General features: G+C 37.0%; 16 protein-coding genes. 8 read left to right on the forward strand and 8 right to left on the reverse strand.

Features of this window, described 5'->3' with window-relative positions:
- The first annotated feature begins 2 nt into the window (after positions 1 to 2).
- Together MM214_RS00530 and MM214_RS00535 are read left to right on the forward strand one after the other, a co-directional pair.
- Positions 3 to 3161 carry an efflux RND transporter permease subunit gene (locus MM214_RS00530; protein ID WP_241290812.1) on the forward strand — a complete coding sequence of 1053 codons (3159 nt, stop codon included), beginning with the start codon at positions 3 to 5 and terminating at the stop codon, positions 3159 to 3161.
- A gap of 151 nt (positions 3162 to 3312) precedes the next feature.
- Entirely contained in the window at positions 3313 to 3543 is a 231-nt protein-coding gene (locus MM214_RS00535) for an acyl carrier protein (protein ID WP_241290814.1), read from the forward strand.
- 287 nt (positions 3544 to 3830) lie between these two features.
- Here MM214_RS00535 and MM214_RS00540 read toward each other — a convergent pair whose 3' ends face one another.
- From MM214_RS00540 to MM214_RS00555, 4 genes are all read right to left on the reverse strand, one after another.
- On the reverse strand, positions 3831 to 4268 hold the full coding sequence (locus tag MM214_RS00540) for a hypothetical protein (RefSeq protein ID WP_241290816.1): 438 nt from the start codon (positions 4266 to 4268) through the stop codon (positions 3831 to 3833).
- Positions 4269 to 4351: 83 nt separating this feature from the next.
- The gene (locus MM214_RS00545; protein ID WP_241290818.1) at positions 4352 to 5296 is read right to left on the reverse strand and encodes a DUF4625 domain-containing protein; all 945 of its coding nucleotides are present in this window, start codon (positions 5294 to 5296) and stop codon (positions 4352 to 4354) included.
- A gap of 103 nt (positions 5297 to 5399) precedes the next feature.
- A complete protein-coding gene (locus MM214_RS00550) occupies positions 5400 to 7730 on the reverse strand; it encodes a TonB-dependent receptor (RefSeq protein ID WP_241290820.1) in 2331 nt (776 codons plus the stop codon).
- A gap of 294 nt (positions 7731 to 8024) precedes the next feature.
- Positions 8025 to 9359, reverse strand: a complete 1335-nt coding sequence (locus tag MM214_RS00555) for an amidohydrolase (protein ID WP_241290822.1) — start codon at positions 9357 to 9359, stop codon at positions 8025 to 8027.
- 93 nt (positions 9360 to 9452) lie between these two features.
- Between MM214_RS00555 and MM214_RS00560 the strand changes: the two genes are divergently transcribed.
- A complete protein-coding gene (locus MM214_RS00560; RefSeq protein WP_241290824.1) occupies positions 9453 to 10448 on the forward strand; it encodes a YheT family hydrolase in 996 nt (331 codons plus the stop codon).
- A 126-nt stretch (positions 10449 to 10574) separates the two neighbouring features.
- On the forward strand, positions 10575 to 11387 hold the full coding sequence (locus MM214_RS00565) for a hypothetical protein (protein WP_241290826.1): 813 nt from the start codon (positions 10575 to 10577) through the stop codon (positions 11385 to 11387).
- Positions 11388 to 11657: 270 nt separating this feature from the next.
- On the opposite strand, the gene MM214_RS00570 is transcribed toward MM214_RS00565, so the two are convergent.
- Positions 11658 to 12905, reverse strand: coding sequence for a PQQ-dependent sugar dehydrogenase (locus tag MM214_RS00570; RefSeq protein WP_241290828.1), 1248 nt, complete (start codon positions 12903 to 12905; stop codon positions 11658 to 11660).
- A gap of 58 nt (positions 12906 to 12963) precedes the next feature.
- Entirely contained in the window at positions 12964 to 14013 is a 1050-nt protein-coding gene (locus MM214_RS00575; RefSeq protein WP_241290830.1) for an NAD(P)-dependent alcohol dehydrogenase, read from the reverse strand.
- A gap of 602 nt (positions 14014 to 14615) precedes the next feature.
- On the opposite strand from MM214_RS00575, the gene MM214_RS00580 reads away from it, so the two are divergent.
- From MM214_RS00580 to MM214_RS00590, 3 genes are all read left to right on the forward strand, one after another.
- Positions 14616 to 16409 (forward strand): alpha-amylase family glycosyl hydrolase, encoded by a 1794-nt coding sequence (locus tag MM214_RS00580; protein WP_241290832.1) that lies wholly within the window; start codon positions 14616 to 14618, stop codon positions 16407 to 16409.
- Positions 16406 to 17404 (forward strand): DNA topoisomerase IB, encoded by a 999-nt coding sequence (locus MM214_RS00585; RefSeq protein WP_241290834.1) that lies wholly within the window; start codon positions 16406 to 16408, stop codon positions 17402 to 17404. Before MM214_RS00580 ends, MM214_RS00585 begins: the two co-directional genes overlap by 4 nt.
- A gap of 86 nt (positions 17405 to 17490) precedes the next feature.
- Positions 17491 to 17691 (forward strand): CsbD family protein, encoded by a 201-nt coding sequence (locus MM214_RS00590; protein ID WP_241290836.1) that lies wholly within the window; start codon positions 17491 to 17493, stop codon positions 17689 to 17691.
- Between the two features lie 156 nt (positions 17692 to 17847).
- Here the strand turns inward: MM214_RS00590 and MM214_RS00595 are convergent, their stop codons facing one another.
- Positions 17848 to 18459, reverse strand: a complete 612-nt coding sequence (locus MM214_RS00595) for a hypothetical protein (protein WP_241290838.1) — start codon at positions 18457 to 18459, stop codon at positions 17848 to 17850.
- Positions 18460 to 18635: 176 nt separating this feature from the next.
- On the reverse strand, positions 18636 to 18986 hold the full coding sequence (locus tag MM214_RS00600) for a hypothetical protein (RefSeq protein WP_241290840.1): 351 nt from the start codon (positions 18984 to 18986) through the stop codon (positions 18636 to 18638).
- 844 nt (positions 18987 to 19830) lie between these two features.
- On the opposite strand from MM214_RS00600, the gene hsdR reads away from it, so the two are divergent.
- A complete protein-coding gene (hsdR, locus tag MM214_RS00605; RefSeq protein ID WP_241290842.1) occupies positions 19831 to 23064 on the forward strand; it encodes a type I restriction-modification system endonuclease in 3234 nt (1077 codons plus the stop codon).
- Position 23065 lies beyond the last annotated feature (1 nt).

Genomic DNA, 23065 nt, shown 5'->3' on the forward strand with positions numbered 1-23065 from the left:
TCATGCAAATTACCAAACTATCTATACAAAGGCCGACGCTGGTAGTCGTGCTTTTCACCGTACTTACATTGCTTGGATTGTTTTCATACAACCAACTTTCATATGAACTTTTGCCAAAGTTTGAACAAAATGTACTGACAGTCACGACTATATATCCTGGAGCAGCACCTTCGGAAGTAGAGACTTCAGTGACCAAGCATATTGAAGATGCACTAGCCTCACTAGAGGGGATTCAAAATATCAACTCACTATCTCAAGAAAGTGTATCAGTAGTGACGATCTTGATGGAAGGTGATATTGATATAGATTTTGCTGTCCAAGACGCAAGTCAAAAAATCAATAAAATCCTAAATGACCTTCCAGAGTCAGCCGAAAGACCGAGTATTGGTAAATTTGACATAGCTGATCTTCCTATCATGCAAATGGCAGTGTATTCTGACCTAGACCCAGCTCAATTCTATGATTTGGTCAAAAACAGGGTACTCCCATCACTTTCAAAGATCCAAGGTATCGCTCAAGTCAATATGCTAGGCGGAACAGAAAGAGAGATCAATGTAAGTTTAGATAGGAATAAACTGGAAGCATATGGAATATCACCTCTACAAGTAGTACAAGTACTCAAAGCCTCAAATCTGGACTTTCCAACTGGAAAAATAAAAAATGAAGATACTCAAATTTTGATTCGACTTGCTGGGAAATTTTCTTCGATTGAGGAGATGAAAAGTTTGGCTGTTGCCTACAGATCAGATGAATCACCTATATATTTGAGAGAAATTGCGGAAGTTAGGGATGATTTCAAAGACACCGAAATCCTCGTCAGACTCAATGGAAACGCAGCCATAGGTCTGACTATCCAAAAGCAATCTGATGCCAATGCCGTAGAAGTATCAAAAATAGTCAATCAAGAACTTCAAAAGCTTGAGTCTACTTTTAAGTCTGAGGGATTGGTATTCGAAACCTATCAGGATAGCTCCATATTTACTTTGGAGGCAGCTAATCATGTGATTATGGATTTGGTGATCGCTATTGTACTGGTTGCTTTCATCATGCTGTTGTTCCTACACAGTATCAGGAATGCCATCATTGTCATGATAGCAGTACCCGCATCTATCATAGCTACTTTCACTGTTATGTATTTGGCAGGGTTTACATTGAATTTGATGAGTTTACTGGCTCTATCTTTAGTAGTAGGGATACTTGTGGATGATGCGATTGTGGTGATAGAGAATATTTACAGGCATTTGGAAAAAGGGAAGAGTATAGCCCAAGCGTCTTATGATGGGATCAGGGAAATAGGCTTCACGGTAGTATCGATTACTTTGGTTATAGTAGTTGTGTTTGTTCCCTTGTCCATGACAGGCGGATTGATTGCAGGAATTTTGACTCAATTTGCGATTACAGTTGCTACAGCTACCTTGATTTCTTTGATAGTAGCCTTCACTTTGATTCCATTGTTGACATCTAGGTTCTCCAAATTGGAGCATTTGAATCCAGATTCTTTCTTTGGAAAAATCATTTATGGTTTTGAAAAAGGGCTCGACGCTTTTGTTGCCCGGCTTATTGATATATTGAATTGGGGATTTAGAAACAAGGCAGCACTTATAGTCATGACCGTGGTGCTATTTTTCTCTTCTTTTTTGTTGGTGACCAATGGATTCATCGGCAGTGAATTTGTCAGTCAAGGTGATAGGGGAGAATTTATCATCAGGGTAGAGCTTCCCAAAGATGCGACTTTAGAGCAGACCAATTTCAAGACTCAAGAAGTAGAGCGATACTTAAGTTCAATTCCTGAAGTGACTCAGGTATATTCCACAGTAGGTGTTACGAGTGGTTCACTTACTGGATCTCAAGCAGTACCCTACACCGCAGAGGTAGCCGTCAAATTGGTAGATGCTAAGCATAGAAACTTCACGGCACCTGAGCTTTCAAGAAAAGTAGAAAACTACCTCGAAGAAAACATCGACGGTGCAGAATATACCGCAGTTCCTATTTCCGTACTTGGTACAGCCGATGAGTCGCCTATTCAAGTAGTCGTATCTGGCCCAGAACGGGATGACGTTTATCAGACCTCTTATCAGATACAAGCTATTTTGGAAGAAATCAGAGGAACAAGAAAAGTCACCTCTTCACTTGAAGAGGGTAATCCTGAGCTTCAAGTTCAGGTAGACAGATTGAAAATGAACGAACTTGGCCTAACCATGGATGCTGTAGGCGGTGCATTACAAATAGCATTCAATGGCAATGATGATTCTAAGTACACCGATGGAGAATATGAATATGATATTTTAGTAAGGTTAAATGACTTCGACCGAAAGTCAATCTCTGATTTAGAAGATATTACATTACTGAATAATAAAGGTTCATTAATCCAATTGGGTCAATTCGCCAACATCATACAGACTGAGGGTGCCACTCGATTAGAAAGAAGAGATAGGGTACCTTCGGTAAATGTTTCTTCCCAAGTAGCTGGATTTACCACAGGAGATGTAGGTTCTGAAGTGAGCAAAAGAATTGCTGCATTGGATCTCCCTGACCAGATTGAGGTTAATTATGAAGGTCAGATGAAAAACCAATCTGAAGGTTTTGGAAGTTTGGGTTTGGCATTGATAGCTTCTATTTTGATGATATACTTGATCATGGTGGCTTTATATGACTCCTATGTATATCCTTTAGTTGTGATGTTTTCGTTGCCATTGGCATTGATTGGGTCTTTCTTGGCTTTGGCTTTGACCAAAGGTACCCTGAGTATATTCAGTATCATGGGGTTGATCATGCTTATGGGACTGGTAGCAAAGAATGCAATTCTTCTGGTAGATTTCACTAATCAACTTAAAGAAGCAGGAGTAGAGGTCAAGAAAGCTTTGGTTAAGGCAGTTGAGATAAGATTCAGACCTATTTTGATGACCACCCTCGCAATGGTATTTGGTATGCTGCCTATTGCTCTCGCTAGTGGTGCTGGTTCAGAATGGAAAAATGGCCTCGCATGGGTGATCATTGGCGGACTGATATCATCCATGTTCCTAACATTGGTGGTAGTTCCGGTGATCTATTATTTGTTTGATCGACTGATGGTTAGACTAGGGAGAGGTGAAAAGACCCCGATCATCTTAGAAGATACACCAGTGGAGGAATTTGAATCTGAGGCAGCAGAGTATGTCTAATGGGTTCAGTTATTAATATTAGTTAAGCAATCAAATATTATATTAAAAATTCTCAAAATCAGTAAGACAAGAAGCTTATATTGACCGTCTTATCATTGGAAGTATGCATCTTGTCAGACAACTTACATTTGGTTTATTAAAAGTTTAATTCATGAAAGGATATAAAGAGTTAAAAACAATATCTAGAGTTTTCCATGATTATGGTATAGTCCTCACTGGAAGGAAAAAATTCGCAAGATTTGACCAAGATCTAAAAATGGACAAGGTGTTTGTAATGGGTTTGATATTTGAACTGGAGTATCAGCTCCAAAAAGAAATAGCTGATGAACAAGTTAAAGAAATTCATGCTCCAGTACAGTTGATTGAATTGTTGATGAATTAGGTTTGATTAATGTCTGCTAAGACTAATTCAAGCTATTTTAAAAAATTATTTATCAGCACTTTATTGGTAGCCGTAGCTATAGATGCATTCGATAGCAATAGCGGTAGTGGTTAGTCTCCAAGTACGTTAGATAATTTACAAATGACTTTAATAATGTAAAAGTAGACAATCAGATTAGTAAAAAAAGACTGCCACAGATATTGTGGCAGTCTTTTTTTACTAATACTTTATAGGTTTTTTTTGACAATTTCAAATTTTTGAGCATTTCGCACATCATGAAATTTACATTAATCTGCCATTACATCATTGCTTAGTCTTCTTTTTAATTTAGAAGACAACTCGACAATTTCATCATGCATTACTTGCTGATAGTTTTTATGTTCCACTGGAGTGAATTCTTTCATTGGGTTGTGCACATGGTATTTACGTTGGTGAGCATCATCGTGAGAGTGTTCGAATCCTGGTACTTCAATGATATCTTTATCCCAAATTTTCAACTCTTCTTTCAATTCTGTATAATCAATCTCAGCATCTTTAAGATCTTTTTCTACTTGAAGTAACTCTTCTCTGATATCAAGTGACTGCTGATGGATTTTATTGGCTTCGATAAGGTTTTCATCTTCTACCTCTTCATGATGGTGATCATGTCCAGATTTGCTATTGCAGGATACTAAAAGTGCAATAGCAAAGACTAATGCATAGCTGAGTTTGTTGAATGTATTCATCTTTAGGAATGGTTTTGTTGATTTTTAGAAATAAAAAAAGGAAAACCAGAAACTGATTTTCCTCTAAATATAAGTATTATCTCTTAATGAGCATGAACCTCATAAGTCTTTTGAGTGACGTTTCCGTTGATATCTTCCACCCAAATAATCAAATCCAAATGATCTTCTCCAGTCGGCAAAGTAATGGCATTATCACCAGAAAGTATATCTTCAAATCTTAATTCATTCACATTTGGAAGGTCTGGGCCAGATAGATTAGTTCTCCATGTAGATTTTCCCCACATTTTCTCATAGAATGTCCCATCCATAATTCTATGTCCTGCTCCATGATGGTGATCATCATGCTCTTCAGCTAATCTTATCCAGACAAACTTAATGTCAGAACTCAATTGATGAGATCCCTTTGCTATTCTTCCAGTAAGCTCTAAAGCTTCACCTGGTTCGCCTTCAAGTTCACCATCTTCAAGATTGGTCACCTCAACTACCGGTGCATAAGGTCTTTCTATGAAGAAAGTCGCCAGATAATTTGAGCCATCAGAATACTGTGTCTGATTTCCATAAATGTCAACTGCCGAGATAATGATGTCGTACGGACCAGCCAATACATTACCATTTACTCTTGAGCTTGGTCCATCCCAGTAAATGTCTGTCGTAGATCCATCTACATTAAGAAAAGTAGATCCTTCTGGAAATCTAAATACTGCATTGCTTGCATCAGGACTATAGATGTCTTTGACATTCAATGCCTCAAAATCACTTTGGATTCTTCCATGAGTGTGTCCATCAAATGTATTGTGAATATCTACAAGAACTGAACCTATTCCTGATTCGTCTGTTACACTGAACCTCAGGTGAAGGTGATCTGTAGTAGATGCTCTTACTTCATTGTGAGCAGGTCTGAATCCATCTCTATTTTCAGCAAATCCAATCACTGGTGCATCGAGATCTAAAGCACTTGGGTCTTCATTTTCTGAACAAGCGAACGCCATTAATCCTGCGATTGCCAATAATCCTAAATTCTTCTTCATAATCATTAAATAATGCAATTTTGTTGTATGTGCAATAACATTGTATGTGCAATAATGTTGCAAACATAATGCATTTCAATTTAAGTCTCAAGAAAAATCGAAATTATCTAACTCTAATGGGGATATTCAAGTTGAATGATATATTTCTACCTTGCTCTGGAAGATTGAGTAGTCGGTATCTACTCAAATGATTAAAATAAATGCTATTGGTGAGATTTTGTCCAGAAATCTGGAATTTTAAAGTTTGCTTTTTCACATTTATATCCCAACCTAAGCCCATTTCAAGCAACTGATAGCTTGGAGTAGTGCGTTCATTTCTATCCACTCTATCTTGAGTTGAGACATATCGGTATTCTGCAAAAAGAAAAATTTCTCCAAATATCTTGGAAAATTCAGGCAGCTTGTAGTCAATTCCCAGCAAACTGGAGAATGGTGGAGTCAATGGAAGGGGAAGTCCTGAATTCAAATTATGACTGTACACATACTCTAAGCCCAATGAAAAGCTTAAATTCTTCACGGGATTAAACTGAGTTATCGTTTCAAATCCAGTAAAAATAGCATTATCCTGTCTGTAGTTCCACAATTGGCTTGCTCCAGGCAGTGTTGAAAAGCGTGCAGCAGGAGCAAGGTATATATATTGGTCAAAATATCCCCAAAAAGGACTAAGCGTAATAAGAAATTTGGGTTTTGAATAGGCCAGATTTAAATCTAGTTGGTAGCTCCTTTCACCATTTAGATTTGCATTGCCTACTTCATGCCTAAAGTTTCCATGATGCACACCATTGGTTGCCAATTCAACGGGAGTAGGGATTCTATAAGCACTTCCAAGGTTGAATTTTAAATTAAAATCCTCCCAAAAAACCCAGGAGAGTCCAGCACTACCACTCAAATTACCAAAACTTCTATCGATATCTGGATTTCTTTGGTCGATCTGGCCAGTTGGTCTTCCGTTTTGATACAAGGGTTGTAAATGTTCTTGAATATTGTGCATAGCCCTATCCAACCTTATTCCTGCATTGAATACGAGGTTACTTAATGCTTTATATTCACCAAAATAAAACAATCCTCCTTGTACTGATGTGAAATCTGGTAGTAAAAATTCAAATCCAGATTTTTCATTTTTTGATTTTTGAAAATTGAATCCTACGATAGATTGTGTTTGCTCATTGTGTTGCTTATTGAATCGGAGATTTGCTGTGTAGACATCAAGGTCTAAAGCCAAAGCAAGATTCCCAAAATCAGTTTGTCCAACACCTAAATTATGCGGGAAGGAGTTCTCTTGCCTTTGATTTCTTTGATACCCTAGATCTACTTCCATCCAAGATTTACCTATCTGAATGCTGTTATTCCAGATTACTTTTAGGTGACTATTTTTTTGATTGGGAATATCGATATTTCTAAAATCACCATCACTTCTGAGATTGTAGCTATTAGGAATTCCAACGGCTCCTACAAATAGCCCGGCGTTTTGAGAAAAATTACTTACAGACAGGGTGGAATAGCCCCAACTTTTTTGGACACCTCCCATTAGCGAAAAATGTCTCTCTTTGCCTGCTGTATTTTTCAGCCTATTTTCATGTATAGGCAATATAAATCCTGCATATGAGAATCTATCTGCTGGTATTTTATAGTCTGCAAAATCCTGAGTAGTAAATCTTCCCCTAAAAACAAAATCCCCCTCATTTCCATCCAAGGCTAATGAATTGGAGTACATATCGTTGTTTGAGCGATAAAATCCTGAGTAATTAAGTTCAATCTCGTTGTTTTGCTTGAAGCCTGAAGGACTGATGTTGATGACACCGGCCATACCATCAGAACCATACATCAATGATGCTGGTCCTTTGATGATTTCAACTCTGTCTACATCGAATGGATCGATTTCCAGTCCATGGTCTGCTCCCCACTGTTGCCCTTCTTGCTTGATGCCCCTATCATTGACTAGGATTCTATTGAAACTCATACCCCTGATCACTGGTTTGCTGATACCTACTCCTGTATTGATGGTAGATATGCCAGGCAATTTTTCTATAGAGTTGGCAAAGGTTCCTCCATTATTCTTATTTAAAAACTCTCTGTCTACAATTAAGATCGTTTGGGATTGTTCTAGAGGACCATTTTTGAAAGGATTAGCCTCTATGGTCATTGCATCCATTAAAATTTCTGAAGACTTGAGTACAACAGAAAGGGTGGGGCTTTCTTGAGTCATAGTTACATTCTTGCTATAAGACCTGAACCCCATATGCGTAATGTGCAAGTGATATATACCCTCATTCAATCCTACAAAAGAAAAATTTCCTTCAGGATCTGCTACAGTGTACTTACCCAACTCGTGAATTGACACAATGGCTTGAAGAGGATCACCTGTATCTGCGTATACTTTCCCCTTGAGCTCTAGGGTAGTTTGGGCTAGAGAAAGATGAATGGTAAAGAGCATAATAAGCCCTAAAATATATCTGAAAATCAATTGTAATTCGTTTTTGCAATATTGTTTCAAAAACAAAGGTAAATATTTATCCAATAAGTTCCCCATTGACAAAAAAAAACGACCTGAATGATCAAGTCGTTTTGATGAACTTCTAAATCCTAAATATCCTATGAAGAAAGATTTCTATTACAAATATGATAGGTTATCAGGTTATGCCTGTTATGCATATATCAATCTATTGTTAAGTTTATAAAATCTTCTTTGACTTAGTTTAATAAGGGAAATTTATTTGGAAGAGATATTTTACTCGTTGATATCCATCATGACTTCTTTATTGGCCAATATATGCATGGCAAAGGAAGTCATGGCCTTTACACCAGTTTTGATCGTTGGTTCTGGGATAGGGGCAAAGTAAGGACTGTGTAGCCCTGGTATTTCTTTTCCTTCGGCTTTTTGTTGTTGGAGATAATCTGGATCATTAGCTCCAAGAAAAAACATACTGATTGGAATTTTTCTTTCCTCATTGCCATAAGCACTGAAGTCTTCACCTATCATTTGAGCTTCTACAGGAAGTAGGTTTTCATCTCCGAAAATTTTTCTAAACACCTCTACCATTTGTTTTGTGAGTACTTCGTCATTGATGAGTGGTTTTGTAAATGGATCTCTTATCCAATATTCAGGCATTTTGTTCTCATCTAATCCAGCAGCACGAGCAAAGTGTTCACTTATTTCCTTGATTCTATTGATCACCTTTTCTCTCACTTCTAAGTCGTATGTTCTCACTGTGAGTTGCATCAATACCTCATCTGGAATGATATTATGTACAGATCCACCATGAATAGAGCCTACTGTGATCACTGCTGGATCAGTCGGAGTGAGGTTACGACTGATAATAGTCTGATAAGCTTGAATAAGCTGTGCACTTAGTACTATGGGGTCTATCGTCTTGTGAGGGGCTGCTCCATGGCCTCCTTCTCCGAAGATCTTTACATTCATCATATCCACACCTGCCATCAATGGCCCTACTTTGTATCCGATCTGACCAGCAGCAAGAAATGGATCGTCATGGAGTGCTATAGCATAATCAGGGTGAGGAAATCGTTGATAAAGTCCATCTTTTAGCATATTGTAAGCACCTAGACCATTTTCCTCAGCTGGCTGCGCGACCATCAACAATGTTCCTCTCCAATGATCTTTATATTCCTTCATCATTTTTGCAGTACCGATGAACACAGACATGTGAATATCGTGTCCACAAGAATGAGCAATGAAGGTCTCTTTGCCATCATTAGAAATCCCTTTTTTGGTAGAAGCATATGGAAGACCTGTCTTTTCTTCCATAGGAAGTGCATCCATATCTGTGCGGATGAGTAGAACAGGACCTGGTCCATTTTGAAACATGCCAACAACTCCATAGCCACCAATACGCTCTGTCACTTCATATCCCAAATCAGCAAGCTCCTTCGCCATCCTCGCTGATGTTTCCTTTTCTTGCAAGGATAGCTCTGGATTTTGATGCAATTCCTTGTACATTTTATCAAGGTAGGGATAGAAATCAACAATAGAGCCATCCAAATCCTGTGCTTGAACACTAAAAATGAATATCAAAACGCTGAGTATGGTGAGGTATAGTTTCATGATAATTTTTTACTTTGATTATTGAATTAACAAAAAAATTACTGATTAGCCGATATGTTTTTTACTTTAGTGCTCAAAAATTAACCTTCGATCATGCCTTTAATTTCGAATTCCACATACCTTGGACCTCCAAAGTACCTTTTCAACGGTCATTTGGAGACCATCATTCCGAGTATTTTCAGAAAAATCGAAGGGGTAAGCTATAGGCGTGAGAGAATTTATACTCCAGATGAAGATTTTCTTGATTTGGATTGGTCAAGAGTAGGCAGTACAAAGCTTCTGATTATTTCTCATGGCTTAGAAGGAAGTTCAAATAGGCATTATGCCAAAGCTTTGGTGAAGTTATTCAATGGGCAAGGAGTCGATGCCTTGGCATGGAATAATAGGACTTGTAGTGGTGAAATGAATAAGCAAGCTATTATGTATCATCATGGCGCCACCTACGATTTAGACACTGTCATTGAACATGTAGCAGCAGCAAGTACTTATGAAGAAATATGGCTTGTGGGCATCAGTATGGGAGGAGCCCAGACTTTGAAATACCTTGGAGAAAAAGGACTTGACTTGAATTCAAAAATTAAAAAAGCGGCTGTATATTCCACACCCTGCAATCTTGCTGATTCTGCGGCAACACTTTCATTCAAAGGAAATGCATTTTATAGGAAACGATTTTTGAAAAAGCTAAAACTGAAAATGCAACTTAAAGGTCAGCAATTTCCAGGATTAGTTGATCTAGATTTGCTTGAAAGGGTAGAAGATTTTACGGATTTTGATACCCATTTTACCGCAAAAATTCATGGATTCAAGGATGCATCTGATTTCTACAATTCTGTAAGTGCAGATAATTGGATGCAGGACATCCAAATCCCTACGTTGATTATCAATGCACAGAATGATCCATTGCTTTACGATAGATGCTATCCAATTAATTTAGCTAGAGAATCGCCCAATATCTATTTAGAGATCCCAAAAAGAGGAGGACATACGGGATTTTTGGTAAGCGGACAAGAGTATACATGGGCTGAGACACGTTTTTTATCTTTTCTTTTAGATGAAAAATATTACAAGTTTGATAGTTATCTAAAGTAGTAGTTTTGAGATTTATATGATTAATTAATCATTTTTGAACATTATATTTATCCCATTATTTTGAACTAAAAGAAAACATTTGTGGAGAAATCCGTAATATAAATTACGGTTTAAATTATATCCAAAATGAAAAATTCTCTCTCTACCATCATTTATCTATTTTTTATTTCATTTCTATTTTTCAATTGCTCAACTCACTTTATAGGTACTTGGGATAATTATGGTAATGAAGGTATCGTGGACGATTCAGGGAATTTTCAGGTAAAAAATGATACATTAGGAATATCTCATGCTTTCAATAGTACCACTGGAAAGATTCAAGTAAGAATGGAAAACTACACGGATCAGCCACTATTGATCAATATGACAAAGTCCACCATGACAGTAAATGGCAGGGCTATGGGCTTTGTGGACGGAAATTCCACCATGTATGGCAATCTTGATCAAAACTTTGCTGGTGGGGTGAATGCATTCACTTTTCGAGGAGTAGTGGAATCTAATCCAAATTCAATTATAATTCCTCCCAATAGCTATGCAGAAAGTACCTCAGTAAACATTTTAAGGGAGAAGCGTAATTTATTAGGGCAAAAATTTGATGAAAAAGAGACATACTATCCGCTATTTGACTATCCTACACCGATGCAAATTAGGTTTTATAATGAATCAAATTCACCCATTAAGCTGACCAGTTACGTGAATTATTCGATTTTAGACAAAGAATATGTACCAATAACGACCAACACTATAACACAAAACTATTTTATATCCAGTTATGCCAAAATAACAAATATGAGTATTAAACAGGTCAATAAGCGGCTATTGAGCCGTGATGATGTATCTGGATATTTTGAATTGAAAGGAACAGGGGCTGTACTTCTTTTGCTATTAGGTGCTATTGTCGCAACTGCTATAATAGCTGAAGGTGAATCAGAGGAGTAGATTTTCATTTCTATTATAAAATACATCTATCCTTGACAAATAGTTTAGAAGTAAAAAGTAATTCCAAAAATTAGGAAAATCTAGTAATTCAAAAACGGGCAGAGGAAACTCATCAAGTGGAGACAGTGGGAGAAGTTTTGGGGAGGATCTTCAGGAGGCAGTGGAGCAGGGGGGCGTAGGAGGAGTTTGAATCATTACAAATCAATAACCCCCATGTTTACATGGGGGCTATTGATGGTGTGGTGCAAGACTTAAGATTAAACGTGTCTTTTAATTCACCAATTCTACTTTAAAAACCCCTCCATCTTTTTCATCAGTAAGTAGATAGAGATTACCGTCTGGTCCTTGTCTGACATCTCTAATCCTTCCTATTTTTTTTGAGAAAAGTGTCTCAACTGACTTTACCTCATCATTTTGGATTTCTATTCTATAGACCTCTTCCTTTAAAAGTGATCCTGCAAAAAGACTCTTATTCCAATTACTGATCCTTCCTTGATGGTAGAAAGCTAGTCCAGAAGGTGCCATATTGTCCCTCCATACGTGTTTTGGTTTTGTTACACCGGGTGCTTCCTCTCCAAGTCCGATTTTTTCACTGGTGTCGTATTCTGTTCCAAATGCCACTTGCGGCCATCCATAGTTGTTCCCTTTTTCTACTTTGTGAAGTAAGTCTCCGCCATTTGGGCCATGTTCAGTAGTCCAAATTTGTCCAGTTTCTGGATCTATAGCTAATCCCTGATTGTTCCTGTGACCAAATGAGAAAATCTCAGGCCTCAAATTACCTGGAGCCATTCCTATTAAAGGATTTCCTTCAGGAATTCCACCATCTTCCTTTATCCTTATGATAGACCCAGCAGGATCTGTGAGATCTTGGGAGTTCCAGCGAAGTCCCCTGTCTCCAATTGAAAACAAAACTGAACCATCTCCAGGGAAAATAATTCTCGAACCGTAATGTCTTCCAGGGTTAGTTCTTGGCACTTGTGCATACAGCGTTTCAACATCAGTAAGTTTACCAGCTTTCAGGTCTATTTTCGCCCTGGCAAGTGCTGTACCCGTACCATAATCTGAACCATCAGTGACTGAGTCATCATCACCTGGACTTGAATAGGTAAAGTAAATCCATCCATTTTCCTCATACTTTGGATGCATGACTAAATCTAATAATCCACCTTGGTTGCCACCTTGAGGAGCAGTAAGTTGATCTTCGTCAGTATCGATTTTTGGAAGTCCAGATAGCTTTATGACTTTGTCTCCTGATACATGATACATGTTTCCTGGTCTTTCGGTGACGAGCATACTGCCATCAGGTAGCCAGGCCATAGCCCAAGGATGTTCGAGGCCTTTTACTATTTGTGTTATTTTTACATTTGCCTTATCTGTTTTTACCTCATTTTCTATAATTTGGTTTACAGTTTTTACTTGAGCAGTCACAGCATGAATGGTAAATAGGAAGCTCAACGAAAGCAACACACACATCTTTTGGATGCCTATGTTATGATGGAAGTTGTGGGTTTTTAGCATTTATTTATTGGTTTAGTGAGTGTTTCGAACTTGCTTAAAAATTATATCATAAGATTTCTTATCCATTTAACGTAGACATATCGATGACAAACCTATATTTCACATCACCTTTGAGAAGTCTATCATAAGCATCATTGATAGCCTGCATTTCTATAAGCTCTATATCAGATACAATTTCATGTTTTCCACAGAAATCTAGCATTTCTTGTGTCTCTTGAATCCCACCGATCATGGATCCTGCAAATGATTTTCTACCTGGGATGAGACTAAAAGGAGATACGGGGAGGGGTTTTTCTGGTGCTCCCACCAATGTCAAAGAACCATCTCTTTTCAATAATCTCAAATATGAATTGATGTCATGCTGTGCAGATACACAGTCTAAAATAAAATCTAGAGAGTTTGCATTCTTTTTCATTTGATCTTTTTCAGTAGATAGGATGATTTCATCTGCGCCTAATCGCTTGGCATCTTCTACTTTTGATGGGGAAGTGGTAATCACCACCACATGCGCACCCATTGCTTTGGCGATTTTGACTCCCATATGACCCAAGCCACCGATTCCTACGATTCCTACTTTTGTGCCCTTGCCTACATTCCAATGTCTCAGTGGAGAGTAGGTGGTGATGCCTGCGCATAATAGTGGTGCTGTCGCTGCCAGGTCCAAATTTTCAGGAATACTCAATACAAAATTTTCGTCAACCACAATTCGCTCAGAATACCCTCCAAAAGTTTGTTGATCTAGCTGTTTTTCATGGGCATTGTAAGTCTGAGTTGCACCTTTTTCACAATATTGTTCCAATCCATCTTGGCAACTCTCGCATGTTCTACAACTGTCCACTAAGCAGCCTACACCGACCTGATCATTTACTTTAAATTTTTTTACATCTTTGCCTATCTGTGTGACAAAACCTACAATCTCATGTCCGGGAACACTTGGGTAAATCGTTCCTCCCCATTCATCTCTCACTGTGTGTAAGTCTGAATGGCAAACACCACAGAATTGTATCGAAATCTCTACATCGGCTGGTCCTATCTCACGACGAATTATAGAAAGTGGTTTTAATTTTTCTTCTGGTGAATTAGCACCAAATGCTTTAATACTGTTCATATATTTAATTAGCTTTAGGTTAGTTCCAACGCATTAGCCGCAATAGGTGAGCCAAGCGCAATAATTTTGTCCTTAAAATTTAGCTTGTCAGACTTAAGGAAAATAATAAAGCTGACCTCAACTTTGTACTGAAAACAAATCGAATCAATGATGTAAATTCGAAATATTGGGAGAATAAGCTGTCAAGTAAACAATTCATACCTTAATTTGTTCGATTTATTTACATAATACAAAAAGGTAAGATAAAGAAGGAAAGTAGATATCTAACTTCTAGTTTTCTATTACCTAAAATCCGCAGACCTTTTAGGTTTTTATTGACTACCAATCAGTTGTTAGAAATGATAGCGTGAAACCAGGAAGATTCTGTCGCTATAAATCAATCGGATATAACATTCTATCGCAGATTTTAGGTATTAATTTAAAAAGCTTTAGCTGGATGATTTGGCTTAAATGTTGTAGATGGATATTACAGGTAAAATATGTCAACATTTAGGTTAGAAAACTATTTATAGTCTCCTTTCTGATTTATTATAATATTTTTTAGATTATTTAAGATTTTATCACCCATCAAATGAACCATTAACAGTCATATACTTAATACCATGAAAGAAGAAAAATACTCAGGCATGGGAGCAATCCTTGGCCCAGACGGAGTTACATTTAGAGTTTGGGCTCCAAACGCAGAAAAAATTTTTGTCATCGGTTCATTCAACGATTGGAATGAATCTATCAATGAAATGGAGCATGAAGAAAACGGATTTTGGTCATTTCACAGTACGGATGCCTCAGAAGGTGATGAATATAAATTTATCATTCACTACCGTGGTAATGTTCTTCACAGAAATGATCCATATGCGCTCAAAATGACCAATAGTGTTGGGAATAGCGTTGTGTATGATCTTTGGAGAGATTTCAAAAATCATGAATTTATGCCGCCGCCACTTAATGAATTGGTAATTTATGAATTACATATTGGGACATTCAATAGAGAAGGAAAAGATGGAGATCAAGTAGGTGATTTTTATACTGCTGCTAAGAAACTAGATTACATAAAAGATTTGGGGATAAATGCAGTAGAAATCATGCCAGTGGCGGAGTTTCCTGGTGACAATTCTTGGGGTTACAATCCTGCCAACCCCTTTGCAGTGGAAGAAGCTTATGGAGGTCCTGATGCCTTAAAACATTTCATTTTTGAAGCTCATATGAGAGGTATTGCTGTAATTTTAGATGTGGTGTACAATCATCTTGGCCCATCTGATTTGGCACTTTGGCAATTTGACGGATGGGAAGAGAATGGCATGGGAGGGATATATTTCTACAATGACGAGAGAGCCAGTACGCCTTGGGGAGACACCCGTCCAGATTATGGTAGACCCGAAGTCCGTAATTATCTTCGGGACAATGCCATGCTTTGGTTAGAAGCATTCCAATGTGATGGTTTGAGATTTGATGCTACGGCAATCATTAGATTAGTCAATATGGAAGATCACAATGGCCCTATACTAGAAGAAGGAGTTGATTTTCTGAAAAGTTTAAATCATGAAATAAAAGAAAAGTTTCCGCATAAAATTTTAATCGCTGAGGATTTGAAATCTGACTCATCTGTTACTGCGGCATTAGATCAAGGAGGCTTAGGCTTTGATTGTCAATGGGGGGTAGGGTTTTCTCATATTTTGAGAAATGTATTGACAATAAGTAGTGATCAAGATAGGAGTTTACAGACAATTGAAAATTTACTTTATAGTAAATTCAATGATGATATTTATCAAAAAGTAATCTATACAGAATCTCATGATGAAGTAGCGAATATGGATACGAAAAGACTTCCAGAAGAAATTCAGCCAGGAGATGCTGAAGGAGAATATGCGAAGAAAAAGTCAACACTCGGTGCATTAATCGTGTTCACAGCACCAGGGATTCCTATGATTTTTCAAGGACAAGAATTTCTGACTTTCGAACATTTCCAAGATTCTAAGCCAATAGATTGGGGAAGATTAGAACATTTTGGAGGTATAGTAAATCTGTACAGAGATCTGATCAATTTCCGCAAGAGTTCTGAGGGTTTTGCTCGAGGATTGAATGGCCAAGGCATAGAAGTTCTGCATAGAGATGAAGAAGGCTTAGTTTTGGTTTATACACGGTTTCATCAAGATGATGCAACCAATCCTGCTATAGTAGTCCTTAATTTTTCAGTGGAGACAAAATATAATTACCAATTTGGAATTCATCAAGATGGAAGTTGGAATGTGATTTTCAATAGTGGTTGGTCTGGTTATGATCAAGTATTTGCAGAAGTAGAGGTATCCACCATACATTCCAGTGAAGGAATCAATGGTAAGCAGCACGCTTTGACTGTGGATATCCCATCTTATGGAGGACTAATTTTAACTCGATGAGCCCCAAATATCGATATACAGAAGAGGATTCTCTATGCTTGAAGAGGGTCAAGCGTGGGAGAGGATTTTCATACCTTGATGAAAATGGAAATAAAATCGAAGATGAAAAGAAATTAAAGAGAATCAAAAACCTCGTGATACCTCCAATGTGGACGGAGGTGCACATATGCAGATTCGATGATGGACACATACAAGCTACTGGAAGAGACCTGAAAGGGAGAAAGCAATATATCTATCATTCAGAATGGGAAAAAATCAGGCAAGAGGAAAAGTTTCAAAGGATGTACGAATTCGGAAACAAACTGCCCAAAATGAGGAAAAAAGCACATCAGGATCTGAAAAAGCGAAAATGGAATAAAAGTAAAATTCTTGCCTTGATGGTATCGATACTAGATGAGACAGGTATAAGAATCGGTAATACCCATTATGCTAAGCAGAATCAGACTTACGGGCTTACCACACTCCGCAGGAAGCACATGGAAGTAGATGGAGAGAGACTATTGCTATCTTTCAAAGGCAAAAGTAACAAAGAGCGGGAAGTTTCCATAGAAGATGTGTCTATCATTAATCATGTCAAGAGAGTTTCAGAATTGCCAGGATATGAGCTTTTCAAATACAAAGATGAGGATGGAAAGATACAGTCCATAGATAGCCATGATGTACTATTATATATCAGAGAAAATATGGGAGAGGAATTTACTTGTAAGGACTTTAGGACATGGGTGGGAAGCAGGTTAGCGATAGAACTTTTTCAGGATGCCATTGATCATCAAAAAGAATTTCCAAGAAAAAAACTTGAAACAATCTTAGTCCGAATGGTGGCAGATGAGTTGGGCAACACACCGACCATTTGTAAAGGTTATTATATACATCCAGTGATTCTCAACAAGGTAGATATAGGAGAGTTTCCATTGAAAAATCCATTTCGCAAGACAAATTCACCAACTTCACTCGATCATTCAGAGAAACTCTTGATGAAACTTTTAGAGAAATGATTGTTAGAAGTAGAAATATTATCAGATAAAATTTAATTCATGGCATAGTCGTTGTACTTTACTGTCAGAACCAAAACAACAAATCCATGAAAGATGAAAATAGAAAAATCGAAGGCGATTGGAATGAAATCAAAGGTAGACTTAAGGAAAAATATAGCACCTTAACAGATGATGATTTGAAATATGAGATAGGTAAGGAAGAAGAGCTCTTCGGAAGAATTGAAAAGAGGATTGGTAGATCAAGAGATGAGTTTCATGGCCTAATTTTCAGGACAGGGCATATGTAAGTTTGATCAAACTAAGTCTTTGATACGGAAGAAAGGAAGATGCCATATTATCAATTTCTTGAGATATAGCATCTTTTTTCATTGCTTCATGCGAAAATGAAGAAATCATGGCTAAGAAATCAGCAGATAGCATAAAGAATAGAGATCATTATACTTTCAATGCTTATGTGGATATTTTTCTAACCTTACTTCTGAATTATGGAAGCACTGACGCAAAAGTTCCGAAACACTTAATTCATCCACATTCAATTCTGGTAATTTCTCCTTTAACCCAGCTCTTAATTCTCTTTTTCGATCTTGAAACCATTGGATTTCAGGGTCGGTTTCCAAATAATCCAAAAACAAACTTGGAAACCTAAAACCCATAGACTCTCCTAATCTCTTGATCTCTTCTTCATTCATCCATATGTAAAACCCAACAGTTTCCCAAGTATAGATAATTTGATAGGTAGCTATCCGAGCTGCATCCCAATCTTGAAAATGGTCAAAAAACAAGACATGAATAGAATCAGTATAATTCATGTTTCTTCGTTTTCCAAGATTCATTGCTTTTACTTTTTTTTGAAATTCCTTTGAAGATATTGGTTTGATATTAAAGTCAGCGTCAAAGTATTCATAATCTAATACCGTAAAATTAATTTTAGAAAGTGAATCAATTTTATGACGAGTTTCTTGATTATCTTTAACGAATACAGCTTCTGGTATTTTTTCGCTATTACATCCAAAATTAAATAATCCAAAAATGAATATTATGCATAAAATTTTCATAGTATAAATTTAAAAAAGATGTCCTTCCATATGAGTAAACAACCACACGTCAGTCATGGAATAAGCAACACATGGCAAAATAAATCCCTCCTTTAATTGATAATTATCTAAAAAACTTTGATCATATTGTGTTACCAAGCCCATTTGAATTTTCATTGCACATGCCCCACTTGCTCCTACTCCTTCACATACGGGACATCATCCATAGCCTTTGAAGAAACGCCCATATCTTCTTTTTGCTCGAGACCATTTAATCTATTCTTATAAACCTCCTTTAATTTGGGATTCAAAATTAATTCTTCTTTTACCTTTTTTAATTCTTCAAGATATGCTTGGGAAGATCCATGAAACGCCAAATCTATGACAGTTTGTCTTTCCTCTTTAGAAAAAGAATATTCTCCATCAAGGATATCATTTTCCAACTCTATGATCAATTCTTCGATGGATTTATCAATCTGATCGTTCTGCAAACCTGAATTACAGCCAAATAAAACGGCAATGATTACAATTAAATAGTACTTATTCATAACAAAATTTTTAGATAAAATAAATGTTTAACAATTAATAATATTTCAAAGAAAGCAAAAAAATTGAGAATAAAAATAGTATTAATAGTTTTTAAAGCTTATTCTTCAATTTTGATAGCTAAACCAATAACTTGAATTCCTGGAACATTTGATTTTCCATCGACACTACTTTTGGTTATATTTCTTATTTCTAGCTTGATAATCCCATTAGCATCAGTCCCCTTTGCTTGGTAAATAATCTCTTCAAATAAATCGTTGATTTCACATGTTTTATAATTGAAATCGCTTATTTTTTCAAAAGTAGTATAGTTACCTCCATAAAGATTATCATAATCTGCATTTTGAGATCTACCTTTTCTAGATTTGACTTCTGACTTTGGAATATATCCTTGGTGACAGTCAACTATAATTATTGAAACTGAATTCTAACTTTTTGAAATATCGCCTGTCGTAACAAAGATACCTTCTTTTTCAAACATGCTTAAATCTATAACTGATGCATCAAATGAATATTTATTTAATACAGCACAACTATTGAAAAGTAGGAACAAAGAAAATAAAACGAGATTTTTGAGATGTAATTTTGCCCGCATAGCTAGAATGTTAAATGAACTTTAAACCTAGTAATAATATAGTTTTAAAAAAATACCCTAAAGTGGGTATTTTTTCAAAAGCATATAATGATGATATTGACTAATTAAATCTTACAAAAAAAGCCTAATTTAGTTGAAACCTAATCCATTTTCTTCTTTTTCAAAACAAGTTTATTTTATATCATATATAGTGATTTTAGTTTAAGATCCTTATTTTAGCAGAAGCTAAAAACCACATTTAATAGTAATACATGCCCCAATCCAATTTTTCTTTTCTAGAATCTGAATTTCCAATCCTTTTTAATATCGGGCAGTCTGCCGAGTTTAATTTGTATCAGGACCCAGTAACTAGCCTATGGAAACTGCGACAGTTTGGGGAAAGGGTCAGTGAATTACTTTTTGAATTGCATCATCTGGACTTCCCTTATGATAATTCTTTCCATAATAGATTGAAAAACTTAGAGTACGAAAATATACTACCTCCTCAAGTTAAGGACTTGTTACATACTATTAAAAACAAAGGGAATCTGGCTGTTCATGGTAATAAAGGCTCTTTGGAGGATGCTAAAGGTATACTGTTTTCGACATATAAAATTGCCAAGTGGTTTTATCAGACCTACTCGGAAGAAAATGATGACTTGAGTATAGTTAAATTCCATCTTCCTGAAATCAAAGATACACGCCACGCGCTTCATATTTTAGAACAGGAGTATTCGGAGCTGCAAGTTAAATTTGAGGAACTGCTCAAAGAAAGAAGCACCATTCAACTTCCAGAAGAAAAACAACAAGAAATCCAAACTCGCTCTCAGAAAGCTGCTCGAAAGATAGAAATGTCAGAAGCAGAAACCCGTCTTTTGATAGACGAGCAGTTACGAGCTGCAGGATGGGAAGTTGATACACAAGTAATCAATTTCAAGAAGAATAAGACACAACCTCAAAGAGGTAAAAATCTAGCAATTGCCGAGTGGCCATGTGGTAGTAAATGGGCAGATTATGCACTTTTCATAGGGACACAACTATATGGAATCGTGGAAGCAAAAAAATATGCTTCGGATATTTCGACAGATTTAAACCAATCCAGAATTTATGCAGAGCTGGTAGAAACCAAGTTTGAAGCTAGCTTATTGGGAGATTGGCAGGGTCATAAGGTACCATTTCTTTTTTCTACAAATGGAAGGGCTTACTTGGAGCAAATTAAAACCAAGAGTGGAGTTTGGTTTCTCGATATAAGACAAAAACACAAAAGATCCAAAGCGCTAAAAGGCTGGTACAGTCCAGAAGGTTTGGTGAAGCTATTGGAAAAAGACCTACAGGCTTCAGAAGATAAACTAAAAACGGAGACTGTAGATTTTCTAGAAAGTCAGACTGGGCTTGGTTTGAGAAAGTATCAAATTCAAGCAATTAAAGAATTAGAGAAGGTCTTGCTTGAAGATCCTTTTAGATCAAGGGCTTTGATAACGATGGCTACTGGAACGGGGAAGACTCGAACTATTATCGGTCTTTGCTACCGATTGATTCAGTCTAACCGCTTCAAAAGAATTCTATTTTTGGTAGATAGAACTTTATTGGCCATCCAAGCTATTAATTCCTTTAAAGACAATAAAATCATCGGACTTAATACTTTTTCCGAAATATATGGAATAAAAGAACTTCAGGATAAAGTGCCTGAGTTGGATACAAGGCTTCATTTTGCTACGGTACAAGGAATGGTCAAGCGCCTTTTTTATAGTGAAGATCAAGATAGTCCTCCGGTGGATCAATATGATTGTATCATCATCGATGAAGCACACAGAGGATACTTGATGGATCGTGAGATGGATGAAGATGAGCTCAATTTCAAAGATCAGCGGGATTATGTGAGCAAGTACCGAATGGTACTTGATTATTTTGATGCATTTGCTATTGGTCTTACAGCGACCCCTGCCTTGCATACAACTGAAATTTTCGGCCCGGCCATATATACTTATTCTTACAGGGAAGCTGTGATTGACGGATTCTTGATAGACCATGATCCTCCTTACATCATTAAAACCCAACTAGGGGAAGAGGGTATTACTTGGGAGAAAGGCGCTCAACCAAAGGCTTTGGACAGGGAAAGTAATACGATAATCGAATTGGAAAAACTCGATGATGAGCTAAAAATTGAAATTGCTGGATTCAATAGAAAAGTTATCACAGAAGGTTTTAACCGAACCGTTATACAGTATTTGGTACAGGAATTAGACCCAGACGGAGATGAGAAAACCTTGGTATTTGCTGTAACCGATGAACATGCAGATATGGTTGTGCAATACTTGAAAGAAGAATTTGCGGCTATCGGTGTTGAGGTGGCTGACAATGCCATTCAAAAAATCACGGGCAAATCCTACAACCCCAAGGAGCAATTGAAGCGCTTCAAAAATGAAAAGTACCCAAATATAGCAGTTACGGTAGATTTGCTAACTACTGGGATCGATGTGCCTGCTATCTGCAACTTGGTATTTATGCGTCGGATAAAATCTAGAATTCTTTATGAGCAAATGTTAGGAAGAGCAACCCGTCGATGTGATGAAATCGGCAAGGAGGTTTTTAAAATTTATGATGCAGTAAAGATCTATGAAGCACTAGAAGATTTCACCCAAATGAAACCTGTAGTCGCCAACCCGAAAGTGAGTTTCCAACAGTTGGTGGAAGAACTGAAGAATATTGACCAAAGCAAAACAGCTAAAAAACATGTGGAGCAATTGATCGCAAAAATTCAACGTAAAAAGAAATACATAGAAGGAGATAAGGCTGAACAATTTGCTTACAATTCCAAAAGTGCAGGACCAGATGAGTTTTTGGAACATTTGAAAAACCTGGATACAAATGAAGCTGTGAAAAAAATCACAGCACTATCAGGTCTTTGGGTTTTTCTGGACAAATTAAAACCTGAATCAAATTCAACTTTAGTTTCAGAGCACGATGACAAGTTTCTAGGAATAGAACGAGGATATGGCAAAGCCAAAAAGCCTGAAGACTATCTGGATAACTTTGCTAGATTTATCCAAGATAATCAAAATAAAATCGAAGGACTCAAAATCGTCTGTAGTCGCCCTACCGAGCTGGATCGCAAATCATTACGTGAGTTGATGCTTATCTTGGATCAGGAAGGGTATAATGCCAATACCCTAAATGCAGCATGGAAAGCCGCCAAAAATGAGGATATTGCAGCTGATATCATTTCCTATATCCGTACACTATCGCTTGGAAGTTCTCTAATCAGTCATGAAGACCGGGTTAAAAAAGCTGTAGATAGCATTCGACAAATGAAAGAATGGAACAAGATCCAACTTAAATGGATTGACCGCATTGAAAAACAGTTGCTCAAAGAAACGGTGCTTAGAAAAGAAGATCTAGATCAAGATCCATTTGATGATGCAGGGGGCTTTGAAAGGCTTAACCAGATTTTTGGCGAACAACTAGAAGGAATGATAGCCCAAATTAACAAGGATTTATATGCCTAAT

This window comes from Belliella kenyensis, assembly GCF_022549675.1.
GTDB lineage: Bacteria > Bacteroidota > Bacteroidia > Cytophagales > Cyclobacteriaceae > Belliella > Belliella kenyensis.